The following is a 15,340-nucleotide window of genomic DNA, read 5'->3' as shown; positions in this document are numbered from 1 at the left end:
CGAGGATTCAAAAATGACGCGCAGGGCTCGCATTTTTATTGTTGCAGGCACGGTGGCTCTCGTTGCCGCCGGCCCTATGTTCGCGGCGCCGAGCGTCGAGGTGCCCGATGGCTGCGAAGGCTTCCTGACAGTTCAGATGAAGGGCTGCGGCGTGTCGCATTACTGGCGCTGCGCGGCGGACAGCGAGGGCAACGTCTGGGAGGTCCATTACGATTTCGAGGGGCCGTTTTCGATGTCCGTCTACGACAGCGAATTCCAGTGGCTGGACAGTCGATATTTCAGCGACGGCAGCCGCGAATACCTTCTCGAGCCCGGTCCCGACCCCGCGTCCCTGACCGAGCTTCTGGAGACGGGGAGCGACAGGTACGCGTTCACAATGCGCGAGACGGGGCCGGACGGGGAACGCGACGTCGTGCACCAGGGCCAGGATACGCTCACCGGCCGGGAAGTGGTCATCGACGGGGAGACGCTGCTGGAAACCGAGTTCTCCGCCGCCGCGATGGACGCCGTCTCGGGCGAGGAGGTCTATTCGGTCTCCGGCAACCAGTACGTGATGCGCGATGAACGCCTGTTTTTCCTCGGCCCCGACACCTATCGCGAGGGCATCGAGGAACGCGACAACGATCTGAGCCCGGTACGGTTCATCCGGCCGGGCGAAAAAGGCTTCGGCGTCATGACGCCGCAATACGAATGCACCGCATCGGAGGACATCGGCTTCACGCCTGCCCCCGCTGCCCAACCACAGGAGATGCGCAATGACGACCTATGATGAAAAATGGGCCGAGGCCGAAGCCGCGAAGCGCGAATGGTTGGCCGAGAACGGCATGTACAGCCCAGAGGACGAGCACTCCTCCTGCGGCGTTGGCCTCGTGGTGGCCATCGACGGCCAGCGGAGCCGAAAGGTCGTCGAGGACGGCATCAACGCGCTGAAAGCGGTTTGGCATCGTGGAGCAGTCGACGCGGACGGCAAGACGGGCGACGGCGCGGGCATTCACGTGCAGATCCCGGTGCCGTTCTTCTATGATCAGATCCGCCGCACCGGTCACGAGCCGGATGTGAACCGGCTGATCGCCGTGGGCCAGGTGTTCCTGCCCCGAACGGATTTCGGCGCGCAGGAGACCTGCCGGACGATCGTGGAAAGCGAAGTCCTGCGCATGGGCTACTATATTTATGGTTGGCGCCATGTGCCGGTGAATATCAACTGCCTGGGCGAGAAGGCCAACGCCACCCGGCCGGAGATCGAGCAGATCCTGATCTCCAATGCGAAAGGCGTGGACGAGGAGACGTTCGAGCGCGAGCTGTACGTGATCCGGCGCCGCATCGAAAAGGCTGCCGCCGCCGCCCGCGTACCGAGCTTCTACATCTGCTCGTTGTCCTGCCGGTCGGTGATCTACAAGGGCATGTTCCTGGCGCAGGACGTTGCGGAGTTCTATCCCGACCTTAAGGACGAGCGTTTCGTCAGCGCCTTCGCCATCTATCACCAGCGCTATTCCACCAACACCTTCCCGCAATGGTGGCTGGCGCAGCCTTTCCGGATGCTTGCCCACAACGGCGAGATCAACACGCTGAAGGGCAACGTCAACTGGATGAAGAGCCACGAGATCCGGATGGCGCACGCGACCTTCGGCAAGCTTGCGGACGACATCAAGCCGATCATCCCGCAGGGCTCGTCGGACTCCGGTGCACTGGACTCCGTGTTCGAGATGCTGGTCCGCGCCGGCCGGTCCGCGCCGATGGCGAAGACGATGCTGGTGCCCGAAAGCTGGTCCAAGCAGGCGGTGGAGCTGCCGCAAGCCTGGCGCGATATGTATTCCTACGTGAACTCCGTGATGGAGCCGTGGGACGGCCCCGCGGCGCTCGCGATGACCGATGGCCGCTGGGTTTGCGGCGGGCTCGATCGGAACGGCCTCCGGCCGATGCGGTACGTGGTGACGGGTGAGGGGCTGCTGATCGCGGGGTCGGAAGTCGGCATGGTGCCGACGAACGAAGCCATGGTCGTCGAGAAGGGCGCGCTCGGACCGGGCCAGCTCATCGCCGTCGACATGGCGGAGGGCAAACTCTACCACGACACGGAGATCAAGAACCGCCTCGCGGCGTCCCAGCCGTTCGGCGAATGGGTGGGCAAGATCACCGAGCTTGACGAAGCGTTGTCCGGCCTGACGGAGAAGCCGCTCTTCACCGGCGCGGAATTGCGGCGGCGGCAGATTGCTGCAGGGTACTCGGTGGAGGATCTGGAGCAGATCCTTGCGCCGATGGCCGAGGACGGCAAGGAAGTGATTGCCTCCATGGGCGATGACACGCCGCCGGCGGTGCTGTCCGAAAAGTATCGCCCGCTCAGCCACTACTTCCGGCAGAACTTCTCCCAGGTGACCAACCCGCCGATCGACAGTCTGCGGGAATATCGGGTCATGAGCCTGAAGACGCGCTTCGGCAACCTGAAGAACGTGCTGGACGAGGACAGCAGCCAGACCGAGATCATCACGCTGGAGAGCCCCTTCGTCGGCAACGCGCAGTTCAACGACCTTGTCGAGGCGTTCAACGCGCCGATGGTCGAAATCGACTGCACCTTCCCTGCCGACGGCCACCACAATGCCCTTGGCGAGGCGTTGCAGCGGATCCGGGACGAGGCAGAGGAGGCCGTGCGTTCTGGGGCCGGGCACATCATTCTGACGGACCATCACCAGTCGCCGGAAAAGGTTCCGACGCCGATGATCCTTGCCACCAGTGCAGTACACTCCTGGCTTACGCGGAAGGGCCTGCGGACTTTCTGTTCGCTGAACGTACGGTCGGCCGAATGTATCGACCCGCATTACTTCGCGGTTCTGATTGGCTGCGGCGCGACCATCGTGAACGCGTACCTCGCCGAAGACAGCCTTGCCGACCGGATCGATCGCGGCCTGCTGGAAATGTCGCTCACCGATGCGGTCTCCAAGTACCGTGCAGCGGTGGATGCCGGCATCCTGAAGATCATGTCCAAGATGGGGATCTCGGTAATCGCGTCCTATCGCGGTGGGCTGAACTTCGAAGCGGTCGGCCTCTCCCGTGCAATGGTGGCGGAGTATTTCCCCGGCATGATCAGCCGCATTTCCGGCATCGGCATCGCCGGGATTCAGCGCAAGGCCGAGAAGGTCCACGCCCAGGGCTGGCTCGGCGGGACCGACATCCTGCCCATCGGCGGCTTCTACAAAGCTCGGAAGTCCGGCGAGACGCACGCCTGGGGCGCGCAGTCGATGCACATGATGCAGACCGCCTGCAACACCGGCAGTTTCGAGCTGTGGAAGCAGTATTCGAAGAAGATGCATGCCAACCCGCCGGTGCACCTGCGGGACCTGATGAACTTCAAGCCCCTCGGCCGGCCCGTCCCCATCGAGGAGGTGGAAAGCATCACCTCGATCCGCAAGCGGTTCGTGACGCCCGGGATGTCGCTCGGCGCCCTCAGCCCGGAGGCGCACAAGACGTTGAACGTTGCCATGAACCGGATCGGGGCCAAGTCCGACTCCGGCGAGGGGGGCGAGGACCCGGCGCATTTCGTGCCGGAGCCCAACGGCGACAACCCGTCGGCCAAGATCAAGCAGGTCGCCTCGGGCCGTTTCGGCGTAACCGCCGAGTACCTGAACCACTGCGAGGAACTCGAGATCAAGGTGGCGCAGGGGGCCAAGCCCGGTGAAGGTGGCCAGCTTCCGGGCCTCAAGGTCACGGACCTGATCGCGCGTTTGCGGCACTCGACCAAGGGCGTGACGCTGATCTCGCCGCCGCCACACCACGACATCTACTCGATCGAGGACCTGGCGCAGCTGATCTACGACCTCAAACAGATCAACCCGCGCTGCAAGGTGACGGTGAAGCTGGTTGCCTCCTCCGGCGTCGGCACGATTGCCGCTGGCGTCGCCAAGGCGGAGGCTGACGTGATCCTTATCTCGGGCCACAACGGCGGAACCGGCGCGAGCCCGGCTACGTCGATCAAGTATGCTGGCCTGCCATGGGAAATGGGCCTGACCGAAGCGCACCAGGTGCTCGCGATGAACAAGCTGCGCGAGCGCGTGACCCTCCGCACCGATGGCGGTTTGCGCACGGGCCGCGACATCGTGATCGCGGCCATGTTGGGAGCCGAGGAGTACGGCATCGGCACCGCGGCGCTGATTGCGATGGGGTGCATCATGGTGCGCCAGTGCCAGTCCAATACCTGCCCGGTGGGGGTCTGCACTCAGGACCAGAGCCTGCGAGACAAGTTCACCGGCACGGCGGACAAGGTTGTGAACCTCATCACCTTCTACGCCCAGGAAGTGCGCGAGATCCTGGCGGAACTGGGCGCGCGCAGCCTGGCGGACGTGATCGGGCGCGCCGATCTTCTGGCCCAGGTCAGCCGCGGCAACGCCTATCTTGACGACCTGGATCTCAACCCGCTGCTCATCACCGTCGATGGCGCGCACGAGATCGTCTATGACGTAAACAAACCGCGCAATGCCGTGATGGACACGCTGGACGCCCAGATCGTCAAGGATGCAGACCGCTTCCTGAAGGACGGGGAGAAGATGCAGCTCTCCTATGCCGTCCAGAACACACAGCGGACCATCGGCACGCGGACGTCCAGCCACATCGTGCAGCGGTTCGGCATGAACAATGCGTTGCAGCCCGACCACTTGACGGTCAAGCTCTCGGGGTCCGCCGGGCAGTCGCTCGGGGCCTTCGGTGCGCCGGGGCTGAAGCTGGAGGTCGCGGGCGATGCCAACGACTATGTCGGCAAAGGGCTTTCGGGGGCGACCGTCGTGGTGCGGCCGCCGATGAACTCTCCGCTGAAGGCGGACGCCAACACTATCATCGGCAACACGGTGCTCTATGGCGCAACCGACGGCTATTTGTTCGCTGCCGGGCGGGCGGGCGAGCGCTTCGCAGTGCGCAACTCGGGCGCCAAGGTGGTGATCGAGGGCGTCGGGTCCAACGGCTGCGAGTACATGACGGGCGGCGTGGCGGTGATTCTGGGTACCATTGGCGCCAACTTCGGGGCCGGCATGACGGGTGGAATGGCCTATGTCTACGACCCCGATGGCATGGCCCTGCAGCTGATGAACAAGGAGACGTTGGTGACCTGCGCGGTCAGCCATCCCCACTGGGAGGCACAGCTACGCGGGCTGATCGAACGCCATGCGGCCGAGACGGGATCGCTGAAGGCTGCCGACATTCTGCAGCATTGGGACCTCGAGCTGCGCAATTTTGTGCAGGTCTGCCCGAAAGAGATGCTGGTACACATCCCGCATCCCCTGACCGTGGAAGAAGGCGCCATTCCCGCCGAATGAGGTGGGGGCCGCGCGGCGCTTACGGGTGCCGACGCTATGAAACCGGGCGGGCTCCGAAAGGGCCCGCTCGCGTTTGGTATGGCACAGCTCTTGGCCTGTTGCCCGATCCGCACTCAGGCACAGGCTTTTGCCGGGAAGGGTGCATGGGGCGGGCTCACCGCTTGACGGGTGCGCGTGGCGACGTCATGGAATTCCGGTGGCCAGCAGAACGATGAAAAAGGCAGCGCCGGCCAAGAAGGGCGGGGCGAAGAAGACGCAGGCAAGGCAGGAGCCTTGGCTGGTCCGTGCTGTGCTGTTCATCCGGCGATGGTTCTGGCGCCTGATCCTGATCCCGCCGATCTTGCTTCTGTTGGTGGTGGTGCTCTTCCGCTTCGTCAATCCGCCGACCACCCACACGATCTGGGCCGAGAAGCGCCGGCTGGGCGAGGTGGACCGGCAGTGGGTGGCGATCGAGAACATGTCGCCCTATGCGCCGAGGTCGATTGTGGCGGCGGAGGACGCGAATTTCTGCCTGCATTGGGGCTTCGATATGGTGGCGATCCGGGAAGCGCTGGATGACGGCGCGCAGCGCGGTGCCTCCACGATCACGCAGCAGACCGTGAAGAACGTGTTTCTCTGGCAGGAACGAAGCTGGCTGCGGAAAGCCTTGGAGGCGGTGATCACGCCCGTGGTCGAGATCGCCTGGCCGAAGAAGAGGATTCTCGAGGTTTATCTCAACGTGGCGGAGATGGACGAGGGCGTTTTCGGAATCGAGGCCGCCGCGCATCGTTACTTCGACACCGCCCCGCGGGACCTGACCGCCATTCAGGCTGCCCGGATCGCTGCTGTTCTTCCCGATCCGAAACGCCGGGACGCTGCCCGCCCCGGCGACTGGCTCCGCCGCCGCGCGTCCTCCATCGCCGATGGGGCCGCGACGATCGAAGCCGACGGCCGAGCGGATTGTTTCGAGGATTGAAAATGATCCGGCGGCGGTTCAAGAAAGGACACTCCTGCCCAACAGGATATGCAGCGCGATGAACCGACTTTACCACGTCCCCCTCTCACCCTTTTGTCGCAAGGTCCGGCTGGTGCTGGCCGAGAAGAAGATTGAAGTGGAGCTGGTGGAGGAGCGCTACTGGGAGCAGGATCCAGACTTCCTGCGCCGCAACCCTGCCGGGAAGGTGCCGGTGCTTCGGATGGGCGGCCGCACGATGGCTGAAAGCCAGGCAATCTGCGAGTACCTGGAGGAGACGGTGCCCGAACCGCCGCTGCTGCCGCGCAAGCCTGAGTCGCGCTACGAGGTGCGTCGGCTTTGCGCCTGGTTCGACGACAAGTTCCACCAAGAGGTGACGACGAAGCTGCTCTACGAGCGGGTGAACAAGAAAATCACCAAGGAAGGCTACCCGGAGAGCCGCAACGTGAAGGCGGGCGCTAAGGCGATCAAGTATCACCTGGACTACATGCATTGGCTGCTGGAGCAACGCCGATGGCTGGCCGGGGACATGATGACGTTGGCCGATTTCGCTGCCGCGGCTCATATCTCTGCGCTCGACTATATCAGCGATGTGGACTGGCACCGCAGCGCCAACGTCAAGGACTGGTACGCCAAGATCAAATCGCGCCCGGCTTTCCGTAACCTGCTGGCTGACCAGGTGCCCGGGTTCAAGCCGTCGGTGCAGTATGCCGATCTGGATTTTTGACGTGGCTGCCGGGGAGGGGGGCGGGCCGCCCCCCGTCCCGGCGTGCCGCCGGGCCTCCCCCCGGGGGTATTTTCGCCAACAAGAAGACGCGGGTTCGTGAGGGGGCTGAAAGTGCGGCTCGAGGCGCAGGCCCGCGCGGAAGGGTTCGCGGCGATGGGGGTTTGCCGCCCGGATGCGATCGGGCATGTGCCGGCAGAATTGGCGGCGTTCATCGGGCAGGGGCTGCACGGACAGATGTCGTGGTTGGCGGAGCGCATGGGGTGGCGTGGCGACCCGGCGCAACTTTGGCCGGAGGCGCGGTCGATCGTGGTGCTCGCGGAGAGCTATTCGCCGGATCTGGATCCGCGGGAGAACTTGAAGCGCCCGGATGTGGGAAACGTTTCCGTTTATGCGCGCGGCAAGGATTACCACGACATCGTCAAGAAGCGGCTGAAGCGGCTGGCACGTTGGTTGATTGCCGAGGCGGGCGGAGAGGTGAAGGTGTTCGTGGACACCGCGCCCTTGGCCGAAAAGCCGCTCGGTCAGGCAGCCGGACTCGGCTGGCAGGGGAAGCATACGAACCTTTTGAGTCGCGACCTGGGGAATTGGTTCTTCCTGGGGTCGATCTTCACCACTCTGGACCTGCCGGAGGATGTCGCGGAGACTGACCATTGCGGGTCCTGCCGGGCGTGTCTCGATGCCTGCCCGACCGAGGCCTTTCTAGGTCCCTACCGGATGGACGCGCGGCGGTGCATCTCCTACCTGACGATCGAGCATCGCGGGCCGGTGGACGTGGAATTGCGGGCGCGGATGGGCAATCGGATCTATGGCTGTGACGACTGCCTTGCAGCCTGCCCGTGGAACAAGTTCGCCGTGGACGCGAGCGATATGCGCTATGCCGCGCGCGACGACCTGAGCGCGCCGGATTTGCGGGATCTCGTCCGATTGGACGATGCCTCGTTCCGGGCACGTTTTTCAGGCTCCCCGATCAAGCGCATCGGTCGGGACCGGTTCGTACGTAACGTTCTTTACGCCATCGGCAATTCCGAAGATCGCTCATTGATGGACCCCGCGAAGGCCCTACGTGCCGACTCGGATCCGGCCGTTGCCGACGCGGCGCGATGGGCAGTCGAGCGCCTGTCGAGCCGGAGCCAGTCCTAGGAACTTGCGACAAGTCATTTGGCACTGGACTGACATCTGTTACCTTTGCGGTTCAGGAGAGGACTGATCGCTACAATAAACGGAGGAGACCATGGGCAAACATATACTCGACCGTAACCGAAGCCGCGAAAACAGCCGCCTCGCCGCCTATACCGGCGTGAGCCGTCGTTTGGCGCCGGAGGGCTCGCATCCGGCGAGTCTGACGCTGGCGCGTCGTGCGAAGGGGCCGCACAATCCGGCCTTGCGGTATATGGCGTTCCTCAAGATCGACCGCGGTTTCAAGGCATAGGGCCTGTCGCTCGGGGCGGCCTCACCAGCGGTGGCGGCGCGCGGCTGCTGGATCCGACCGACTTAGCTGCAGAGTGGTAATGGCGGCGCGGACACCCTGCGCCGCCGTACCTTTTGAATACGGACCGAACGACGCATCGCGCACGAAAAAGGTCACCGTGGGCGGACCGGAATAAGGGCGGATTTCAAAGCGGATCACCGCCTCCGTGCCCTTGGCCCGAAATGCGGCGCGAACGCCGTCACCGAGTCGTGTGGCTTCGTCGACGCTTGCGGGGGAGCCATCGCTGACGATGTCCGCCCGGACTGCTTTCTGGTGAACCTCGATCCCCCCGACGACCAGGCGCTCGAGTGTAATTGCGAGGGGGCGGAACGTGGGATCCCCGGTGATCTGGTAGTAGCTCAGAGTCATCGTGGCGGGCGTGGCGATTGCCACGATCAACAAGACGAGCAAGGGGATCCGGGGTGGGCGCACGGAAGCATGGGTCATGCCGCCACAGTGCGCCCACTGATATCAACGCGAGGTTAACGCGTGTCGGGGCGCGTCAGGCGCGCACCATCTTTTCATAGGCATCCGCAATATCGCGGGTCAGGGAACCGACCTCGAAATTGTAGTCGCCGATTTGCCCGACGGGAGTCACCTCGGCCGCCGTGCCGGTCAGCCAGCATTGCTGGAAGCCTTCTAGCTCTTCGGGCTGGATATGGCGCTCGTGCACCACGACCTGGCGTTCCCGAAGCATCCCGATCACTGTTTGCCGCGTGATGCCGTTCAGAATGCAGTCAGGGTCCGGCGTGTGCACCTCGCCATCTTTCACGAAGAAGACGTTGGCGCCGGTCGCCTCGGCTACGTATCCGCGATAGTCGAAGAACATCGCGTCGGAGCAACCCTTGGCCTCGGCCGCGTGTTTGGACATGGTGCAGATCATGTAGAGGCCGGCGGCTTTAGCAGCAGTCGGGATCGTTTCCGGGCTCGGGCGTTTCCATTTGGCGATGTCGAGCTTTGCGCCCTTCGTCTTGGCGTCGCCGTAATAGGCGCCCCATTCCCAGCCAGAGACGGCCATCCGCACCGGGTTTCGCGAAGAGCTCACCCCCATGTCTTCGCCGGCGCCGCGGAAGGCGACCACGCGGACATAGGCATCGCTCCAGCCGTTCGCCTCCAACATGGCGTATTTCGCCTTCTCGATTTCCTCGACGGTGTAGGGGATCGCCATGTCCAGCAATTCTCCGGACCGCAACAGGCGTTCGGAGTGTTCGACACCCTTGAAGATCTTGCCGTTGTAACACCGCTCGCCTTCGAAGACGGAGGAGGCATAGTGCAACGCGTGAGTCAGTACGTGGACCTTTGCGTCGCGCCAGGGCACGAGTTGCCCGTCCATCCAGATGACCCCGTCGCGATCGTCGTAGGCGCCAGCCATTTTCCGTTCTCCCTTGGAAAGTTTCCGAAAATTGCGCGATTTATGGCCGAACCGGACGTAAAGTTGCGCAATTTCTGGTCGGAGCTAGCATTTGGCTCTGGCAATGTCAACAAGGCTGACATAAAATGTGAATAACAGGTCGTAGCATTGGGTTCGGGCATGTCGGAAGGGTCCAGCGGAGGTGGGCAGCGTGGCGAAACGCTGCTCTATTTGACGGACGAACAACTGCGGAAAGGGATCGAGGCAATGTTCTTTGCCTACAAGGGGTTCACCTCCGATCCGGACCGCATTCTGGAGACGCGTGGCTACGGCCGGGCGCATCATCGTGCCATCCACTTTATCGGGCGCGCGCATGGCACCACCGTGAACAATTTGCTCGCGATCCTCGGCGTGACCAAGCAGTCGCTCAATCGTGTGCTCCGGACGTTGATCGAAGACGGTCTGGTGGAGAGCCGGGTCGGCACCCGCGACAAGCGAGAACGCCATCTGTTCCTGACCGAAGAAGGCGAGACGCTGGAACGGGCACTGAGCGAGGTGCAGCAGGCGCGTATGCGGGAGGCGTTCCGCATCGCCGGGCCGGGCGCCGTGGCCGGCTTCCGCGAGGTGCTTGAGGCGATGATGGATCCCGAGATGCGGCGACGCTACCAGCGGCTGGCGGAGACCGGGCAATGACCGATCTGCCCGCCAACGGAAGCGATGTAGATGCGCATCTTCTTATCGTCGACGACGATTCGCGGATTCGGGAGTTGCTTCAGAAGTTTCTGGTGCGCCATGGCTTCCTCGTGAGCGGGGCGCGCGATGCGGCGCAGGCGCGCCGGCTGCTCTCCGGCCTTGAGTTCGACCTCATCGTTCTCGACGTGATGATGCCGGGAGAAGATGGTGTGACTCTGACGGCGGCGCTGCGGGAAACGCTCACGACCCCGATCCTTCTGCTGACGGCGCGTGGCGAAACCGAGGATCGGATCGCGGGGCTGGAGGCGGGGGCGGACGACTATCTCGCCAAGCCCTTCGAGCCGCGGGAATTGCTGTTGCGGATCAATGCCATCCTGCGGCGGATGCCTGCCGACACCCCGGTGAATGCCGGGCCAAAGGTATTGCACCTGGGGCCGGTGCGCTACGATATCGAGCGGGCGGAGATGTGGCGCGGCGAGGCGCCCGTGCGGCTCACAGCGACAGAAGCGCAGCTGATGCGGATCTTTGCCGCCAATGCCGGTTCCGCGCTGAGCCGGACGCAATTGGTGGAGGAACTTGGCCGCGACGGCGGGCAGGCGCAGGAGCGGGCGGTGGACGTGCAGATCACCCGCTTGCGGCGCAAGATCGAGAGTGATCCCCGCCAGCCCCGCTATCTGCAGACGGTCCGCGGTGCCGGGTACATGCTCGCACCTGACTGAGCCGACGCGGCTCTCGTTCTCGTGCCATTGCGACGTGCTGCCTTAGAAGACGAAAGGGAGGATCTTGCCCATGACGACCGCGCTTTTCACCCATAGCGAGTGCCTTGGCCACGTCACTCCGCCGGGGCATCCTGAGAGGGTGGAGCGGTTGGAGGCGATCACGGCCGCGCTCGGCGACGCGACCTTCGATGCTCTGGATCGACGTGAGGCTCCCGTCGCGGAGCGGGCCGACCTGCTGCGGGCCCATGGCGAAGCACACGTGGCGAGCATAGAAGCCGCGGCGCAGAACGCGGACGGCGTGGCGCTCGACGCCGATACCTTCGTGATGGCCGGCTCAATGTCGGCCGCTCTGAGGGCGGTCGGCGCCAACATCGCGGCGGTGGATGCGGTGATTGCAGGGGAGGTGGCCAATGCGTTTTGCGCCATCCGCCCGCCCGGGCACCATGCCGAACGGTCCCACGCCATGGGGTTCTGCCTCTTCAACAATATCGCCATCTCGGCGAAGCGCGCGCTGGACCACCATGGGCTGAGCCGGGTGGCGATCGTTGATTTTGACGTCCATCACGGCAATGGCACCCAGGACATCCTTTGGGACGAGTCGCGCGTGCTCTTCGCCTCGACCCACCAGATGCCGCTCTACCCGGGCAGCGGCGCGGCGCATGAGACCGGCGCCCATGGCAACGTTATGAATGTCCCCCTGCCGCCGGGTGCGGGCAGCATGCAGTTCCGGCAAGCCATGGAGCGGCAGGTCCTCCCGGCCCTGGATGACTTTCGCCCCGAACTGCTGCTGATCTCGGCCGGATTCGACGCGCATGGGGATGACCCGCTGGCGCAATTGGAACTGCGGGAGGAGGACTTCGCCTGGGTCACGGGTCAGCTCTGCGACCTTGCGCAAACCCACTGCGGCGGGCGCGTGGTCTCGACTCTCGAGGGCGGCTATGATCTGCAGGCGCTTGCAGCCAGTGTGGCGGCGCACGTGACGGTTCTGATGGAGCGGGGCAGATGAGCGACAAGCCGGTGGAGCAGATGAGCTTCGAAGAGGCGATGGCCGAATTGGAGAAGCTGGTCGTGCAGCTCGAGAAGGGCGAAGTGCCGCTGGAGGAGTCGATCACGCTTTACGAGCGCGGAGAAGCGCTCAAGGCCCATTGCGAAAAAAAGCTCAAAGCGGCCGAAGAAAAGGTTGCGACGATCACCACGGATGCGTCAGGCAATCCGACCGGCACGGCCCCGCTCGATCCGCAATGACATTCAAGGCAGCGTTGGAGGCGGCGTCCGGCCGTGTGCAGGATTGCCTCGCCGCGGAACTCGCGGGCTATGGCGACGACGCGGTCATCGCCGCGATGCGCTATGCGGTCGCTGGCGGCAAGGGCTTGCGCGGTTTCCTCGTGATGGAGAGCGCACGGCTTCACGACGTCCCCGCGGCGCAATCCGTCTGGGCGGCTGCGGCGGTGGAGGCGGTGCACGCCTATTCATTGGTGCACGATGACCTGCCGGCGATGGACGACGACGACCTGCGCCGCGGCCAGCCCACCGTGCACGTCAAGTGGGACGAGGCTACTGCCATTCTAGCCGCTGACGCGCTGCAGGCGTTGGCCTTCGCGCTGCTCGCGAGGCCGGAGTGTGCGGCGGATGCAGGCCGGCGGATCGCGCTTGTCGCATCCCTGGCCGAGGCGGCTGGTGCGCGCGGCATGGTGCTGGGGCAGGCTCAGGACATTGCCGCGGAAACGGCAAAGGTGCCGCTCACGCTGCACCAGATCACTGGTCTCCAGGCCAACAAGACAGGCGCCCTGATTCGCTGGTCGGCGGAGGCCGGGGCGCGGCTTGCCGGCGCCGATCCCGCGCCGCTTTCCGCCTATGCCACCTCGCTCGGGCTGGCCTTTCAGATCGCGGACGACATCTTGGATGTGGAGGGCGATGCCGGAACCGCCGGCAAGCGCCTGAGAAAAGACGCCGAGGCCGGGAAAGCGACCTTTGTGTCGCTGCTCGGACTGGACGGGGCGAAGGCGCGGGCCGAAGCGCTGGTCGAGGAGGCCGAGGCGGCCCTCGCGCCCTATGGTGCGACGGCGGAAACCTTGCGGGCGGCGGCGCGTTTCGTTATCGCCCGCGAAAAGTGACGGTCCGCCGACGCGGTCCGGCAAGCTGCGGCCACAGGAGGGCCGAGCCATGGTAAGACCTTTGACACCCCTGCTGGATCGTGTGGCCAGCCCGGCGGACCTCAAGCACCTGAGCGATGACGAACTGGACCAGCTCGCCCACGAGTTGCGAGCCGAGACCATCAGCGCGGTGAGCGAGACCGGCGGGCACCTGGGAGCCGGCCTCGGGGTGGTGGAGTTGACCGTGGCGATCCACGCCGTCTTCGATACGCCGCGCGACAAGCTCGTTTGGGATGTGTCCCACCAGTGCTATCCGCACAAGATCCTGACCGGCCGGCGCGACCGCATTCGAACGCTGCGGCAGAAGGGCGGACTGTCGGGATTCACCAAGCGGTCGGAGTCGCCCTACGACCCCTTTGGCGCGGCCCACAGTTCTACCTCGATTTCGGCCGCTCTGGGTTTTGTCACCGCGCGGGATTTGGGCGGTGCGCCGGAGACAGGCGTGGGCGACGCCATCGCCGTGATCGGCGACGGAGCAATGAGCGCCGGCATGGCCTTCGAGGCGATGAACAACGCTGGCCATCTGGACAAGCGGCTGATCGTGATTCTGAACGATAACGAGATGTCCATCGCTCCGCCGGTGGGCGCGATGTCCTCCTACCTGTCCCGTCTCTATGCAGGCGCGCCGTTCCAGGATCTGAAGGCCGCCGCCAAGGGCGCCCTGAGCTTGCTGCCGCACCACTTCTACGAGGGTGCGAAACGGGCCAAGGACGTGTTCAAGCACGTCACCATCGGCGGCACGCTCTTTGAGGAGCTGGGTTTTGAGTATATCGGCCCCATCGACGGGCATGACATGGAAATGTTGCTGTCGGTTCTGCGGATGGTCAAAGCGCGGGCGGACGGGCCGGTTCTGATCCATGCAATCACGGAAAAGGGCAAGGGCTATGCGCCGGCGGAAGAGGCCACGGATCGCGGCCACGGCGTGTCGAAGTTCGACGTGCGGACCGGTGAGCAGAAGAAGGCCCCTTCCAACGCGCCGAGCTACACCAGCGTCTTTGCCGAGAGCCTTCTGCAGCACGCCGCGGAGGATGACCGGATTACCGCGATCACGGCCGCAATGCCGGATGGCACCGGCTTGAACCTTTTCGCCGAGCGCTACCCGAGCCGCTGTTTCGACGTAGGCATCGCCGAGCAGCACGCGGTAACCTTTGCCGCCGGGCAGGCGGCCGGCGGGCTGAAGCCCTTCTGCGCGCTCTACTCCACGTTCCTTCAACGCGGATATGACCAGGTGGTGCACGACGTGGCGATCCAGAGGTTGCCTGTACGGTTCGCGATCGACCGGGCGGGCCTCGTCGGCGCGGACGGCGCGACCCATGCTGGGGCTTTCGACATCGCTTTCCTCGCCAACCTGCCGGGGATCGTGGTGATGGCGGCGGCGGACGAAGCCGAGCTGAAACACATGGTTGCGACCGCTGTGGCGCACGACGACGGGCCAATCGCCTTCCGCTTCCCGCGGGGCGAGGGCGTCGGCGTCGACATGCCGGAACGCGGCGAGGTCCTGGAGATCGGCAAGGGCAGGATCATGCGTCACGGCAAGCGTGTGGCGATCCTCTCGTTCGGGACGCGCCTGCAGGAAGTGGAACTGGCGGCGGAAAAGCTGTCGAAGCGAGGGATCTCCCCCACCGTCGCGGACGCGCGTTTCGCCAAGCCGCTCGACCGGGATCTCGTCTTGCAACTGGCGCGGGACCACGAGGCGCTGATCACAATCGAGGAAGGCGCGATCGGCGGATTCGGAAGCCACGTCGCGCAGTTGCTGGCCGAAGAGGGCGTGTTCGACCATGGCCTGGTCTTCCGTTCCATGGTCCTGCCGGACATTTTCATCGACCAGGCAAGCCCGCGGGACATGTACGCCGTCGCCGGTATGAATTCCGAGAATATCGAGGCCAAGGTGCTTGACGTTCTGGGCGTGGCTCGAATGGACGCGGCGCGGGCGTGACAATCCGGTGCGGGGCCTGATCGGGGGCACCCGGTGTCAGCGGCGGA

14 protein-coding genes are annotated in these 15,340 nt (G+C 64.6%); 12 read left to right on the top strand and 2 right to left on the bottom strand.

Annotation, left to right across the window (positions count from 1 at the left end; genetic code table 11):
* Positions 1–13 precede the first annotated feature (13 nt).
* The 6 genes from BM075_RS14565 to BM075_RS14540 all read left to right on the top strand — a co-directional run bounded on the left by BM075_RS14565 (position 14) and on the right by BM075_RS14540 (position 8,402).
* Positions 14–769 (top strand): hypothetical protein, encoded by a 756-nt coding sequence (locus tag BM075_RS14565; RefSeq protein WP_093361432.1) that lies wholly within the window; start codon positions 14–16, stop codon positions 767–769.
* Positions 756–5,294 carry a glutamate synthase large subunit gene (gltB, locus tag BM075_RS14560; protein WP_093361431.1) on the top strand — a complete coding sequence of 1,513 codons (4,539 nt, stop codon included), beginning with the start codon at positions 756–758 and terminating at the stop codon, positions 5,292–5,294. Before BM075_RS14565 ends, gltB begins: the two co-directional genes overlap by 14 nt.
* A gap of 211 nt (positions 5,295–5,505) precedes the next feature.
* Positions 5,506–6,249 (top strand): monofunctional biosynthetic peptidoglycan transglycosylase, encoded by a 744-nt coding sequence (mtgA, locus tag BM075_RS14555; RefSeq protein WP_093361430.1) that lies wholly within the window; start codon positions 5,506–5,508, stop codon positions 6,247–6,249.
* A gap of 58 nt (positions 6,250–6,307) precedes the next feature.
* Complete coding sequence (gene fzlA / locus BM075_RS14550; RefSeq protein WP_093361429.1) at positions 6,308–6,973, top strand: FtsZ-binding protein FzlA; 666 nt, start codon at positions 6,308–6,310, stop codon at positions 6,971–6,973.
* A 96-nt stretch (positions 6,974–7,069) separates the two neighbouring features.
* On the top strand, positions 7,070–8,113 hold the full coding sequence (gene queG, locus BM075_RS14545) for a tRNA epoxyqueuosine(34) reductase QueG (RefSeq protein ID WP_093361428.1): 1,044 nt from the start codon (positions 7,070–7,072) through the stop codon (positions 8,111–8,113).
* A gap of 91 nt (positions 8,114–8,204) precedes the next feature.
* Positions 8,205–8,402: a hypothetical protein gene (locus BM075_RS14540; RefSeq protein WP_093361427.1), complete on the top strand. Its 198-nt coding sequence runs from the start codon at positions 8,205–8,207 to the stop codon at positions 8,400–8,402.
* Positions 8,403–8,423: 21 nt separating this feature from the next.
* On the opposite strand, the gene BM075_RS14535 is transcribed toward BM075_RS14540, so the two are convergent.
* Both BM075_RS14535 and BM075_RS14530 read right to left on the bottom strand, forming a co-directional pair.
* The gene (locus BM075_RS14535) at positions 8,424–8,888 is read right to left on the bottom strand and encodes a hypothetical protein (RefSeq protein WP_093361426.1); all 465 of its coding nucleotides are present in this window, start codon (positions 8,886–8,888) and stop codon (positions 8,424–8,426) included.
* Positions 8,889–8,943: 55 nt separating this feature from the next.
* The gene (locus BM075_RS14530) at positions 8,944–9,813 is read right to left on the bottom strand and encodes a branched-chain amino acid aminotransferase (protein ID WP_093361425.1); all 870 of its coding nucleotides are present in this window, start codon (positions 9,811–9,813) and stop codon (positions 8,944–8,946) included.
* A gap of 159 nt (positions 9,814–9,972) precedes the next feature.
* Here BM075_RS14530 and BM075_RS14525 point away from each other — a divergent pair, with 159 nt between their 5' ends.
* From BM075_RS14525 to dxs, 6 genes are all read left to right on the top strand, one after another.
* Positions 9,973–10,485, top strand: coding sequence for a MarR family winged helix-turn-helix transcriptional regulator (locus BM075_RS14525; protein ID WP_093361424.1), 513 nt, complete (start codon positions 9,973–9,975; stop codon positions 10,483–10,485).
* The gene (locus tag BM075_RS14520; protein ID WP_093361423.1) at positions 10,482–11,204 is read left to right on the top strand and encodes a response regulator; all 723 of its coding nucleotides are present in this window, start codon (positions 10,482–10,484) and stop codon (positions 11,202–11,204) included. The genes BM075_RS14525 and BM075_RS14520 overlap by 4 nt, the downstream gene beginning before the upstream one ends.
* Before the next feature lie 70 nt (positions 11,205–11,274).
* On the top strand, positions 11,275–12,210 hold the full coding sequence (locus BM075_RS14515) for a histone deacetylase family protein (protein WP_093361422.1): 936 nt from the start codon (positions 11,275–11,277) through the stop codon (positions 12,208–12,210).
* On the top strand, positions 12,207–12,449 hold the full coding sequence (locus BM075_RS14510; RefSeq protein WP_093361421.1) for an exodeoxyribonuclease VII small subunit: 243 nt from the start codon (positions 12,207–12,209) through the stop codon (positions 12,447–12,449). Before BM075_RS14515 ends, BM075_RS14510 begins: the two co-directional genes overlap by 4 nt.
* Positions 12,446–13,318: a farnesyl diphosphate synthase gene (locus BM075_RS14505; protein ID WP_093361420.1), complete on the top strand. Its 873-nt coding sequence runs from the start codon at positions 12,446–12,448 to the stop codon at positions 13,316–13,318. The genes BM075_RS14510 and BM075_RS14505 overlap by 4 nt, the downstream gene beginning before the upstream one ends.
* Positions 13,319–13,367: 49 nt before the next feature.
* Positions 13,368–15,293, top strand: coding sequence for a 1-deoxy-D-xylulose-5-phosphate synthase (gene dxs / locus BM075_RS14500; RefSeq protein WP_093361419.1), 1,926 nt, complete (start codon positions 13,368–13,370; stop codon positions 15,291–15,293).
* Positions 15,294–15,340: the final 47 nt, after the last annotated feature.

The sequence above is a fragment of the Tropicimonas isoalkanivorans genome, from assembly GCF_900112335.1.
Taxonomy (GTDB): Bacteria; Pseudomonadota; Alphaproteobacteria; order Rhodobacterales; family Rhodobacteraceae; genus Tropicimonas; species Tropicimonas isoalkanivorans.
This window is presented reverse-complemented; position numbering and strand designations above follow the sequence as displayed.

Bases quoted from the DNA above. Each gene is read 5' to 3' on its own strand.
- BM075_RS14505 (WP_093361420.1), top strand. From the start codon at position 12,446: ATGACATTCAAGGCAGCGTTGGAGGCGGCGTCCGGCCGTGTGCAGGAT.
- fzlA (WP_093361429.1), top strand. From the start codon at position 6,308: ATGAACCGACTTTACCACGTCCCCCTCTCACCCTTTTGTCGCAAGGTC.
- BM075_RS14515 (WP_093361422.1), top strand. From the start codon at position 11,275: ATGACGACCGCGCTTTTCACCCATAGCGAGTGCCTTGGCCACGTCACT.
- BM075_RS14525 (WP_093361424.1), top strand. From the start codon at position 9,973: ATGTCGGAAGGGTCCAGCGGAGGTGGGCAGCGTGGCGAAACGCTGCTC.
- BM075_RS14520 (WP_093361423.1), top strand. From the start codon at position 10,482: ATGACCGATCTGCCCGCCAACGGAAGCGATGTAGATGCGCATCTTCTT.
- mtgA (WP_093361430.1), top strand. From the start codon at position 5,506: ATGAAAAAGGCAGCGCCGGCCAAGAAGGGCGGGGCGAAGAAGACGCAG.
- BM075_RS14530 (WP_093361425.1), bottom strand. From the start codon at position 9,813: ATGGCTGGCGCCTACGACGATCGCGACGGGGTCATCTGGATGGACGGG.
- BM075_RS14565 (WP_093361432.1), top strand. From the start codon at position 14: ATGACGCGCAGGGCTCGCATTTTTATTGTTGCAGGCACGGTGGCTCTC.
- dxs (WP_093361419.1), top strand. From the start codon at position 13,368: ATGGTAAGACCTTTGACACCCCTGCTGGATCGTGTGGCCAGCCCGGCG.
- BM075_RS14535 (WP_093361426.1), bottom strand. From the start codon at position 8,888: ATGACCCATGCTTCCGTGCGCCCACCCCGGATCCCCTTGCTCGTCTTG.
- BM075_RS14540 (WP_093361427.1), top strand. From the start codon at position 8,205: ATGGGCAAACATATACTCGACCGTAACCGAAGCCGCGAAAACAGCCGC.
- BM075_RS14510 (WP_093361421.1), top strand. From the start codon at position 12,207: ATGAGCGACAAGCCGGTGGAGCAGATGAGCTTCGAAGAGGCGATGGCC.
- gltB (WP_093361431.1), top strand. From the start codon at position 756: ATGACGACCTATGATGAAAAATGGGCCGAGGCCGAAGCCGCGAAGCGC.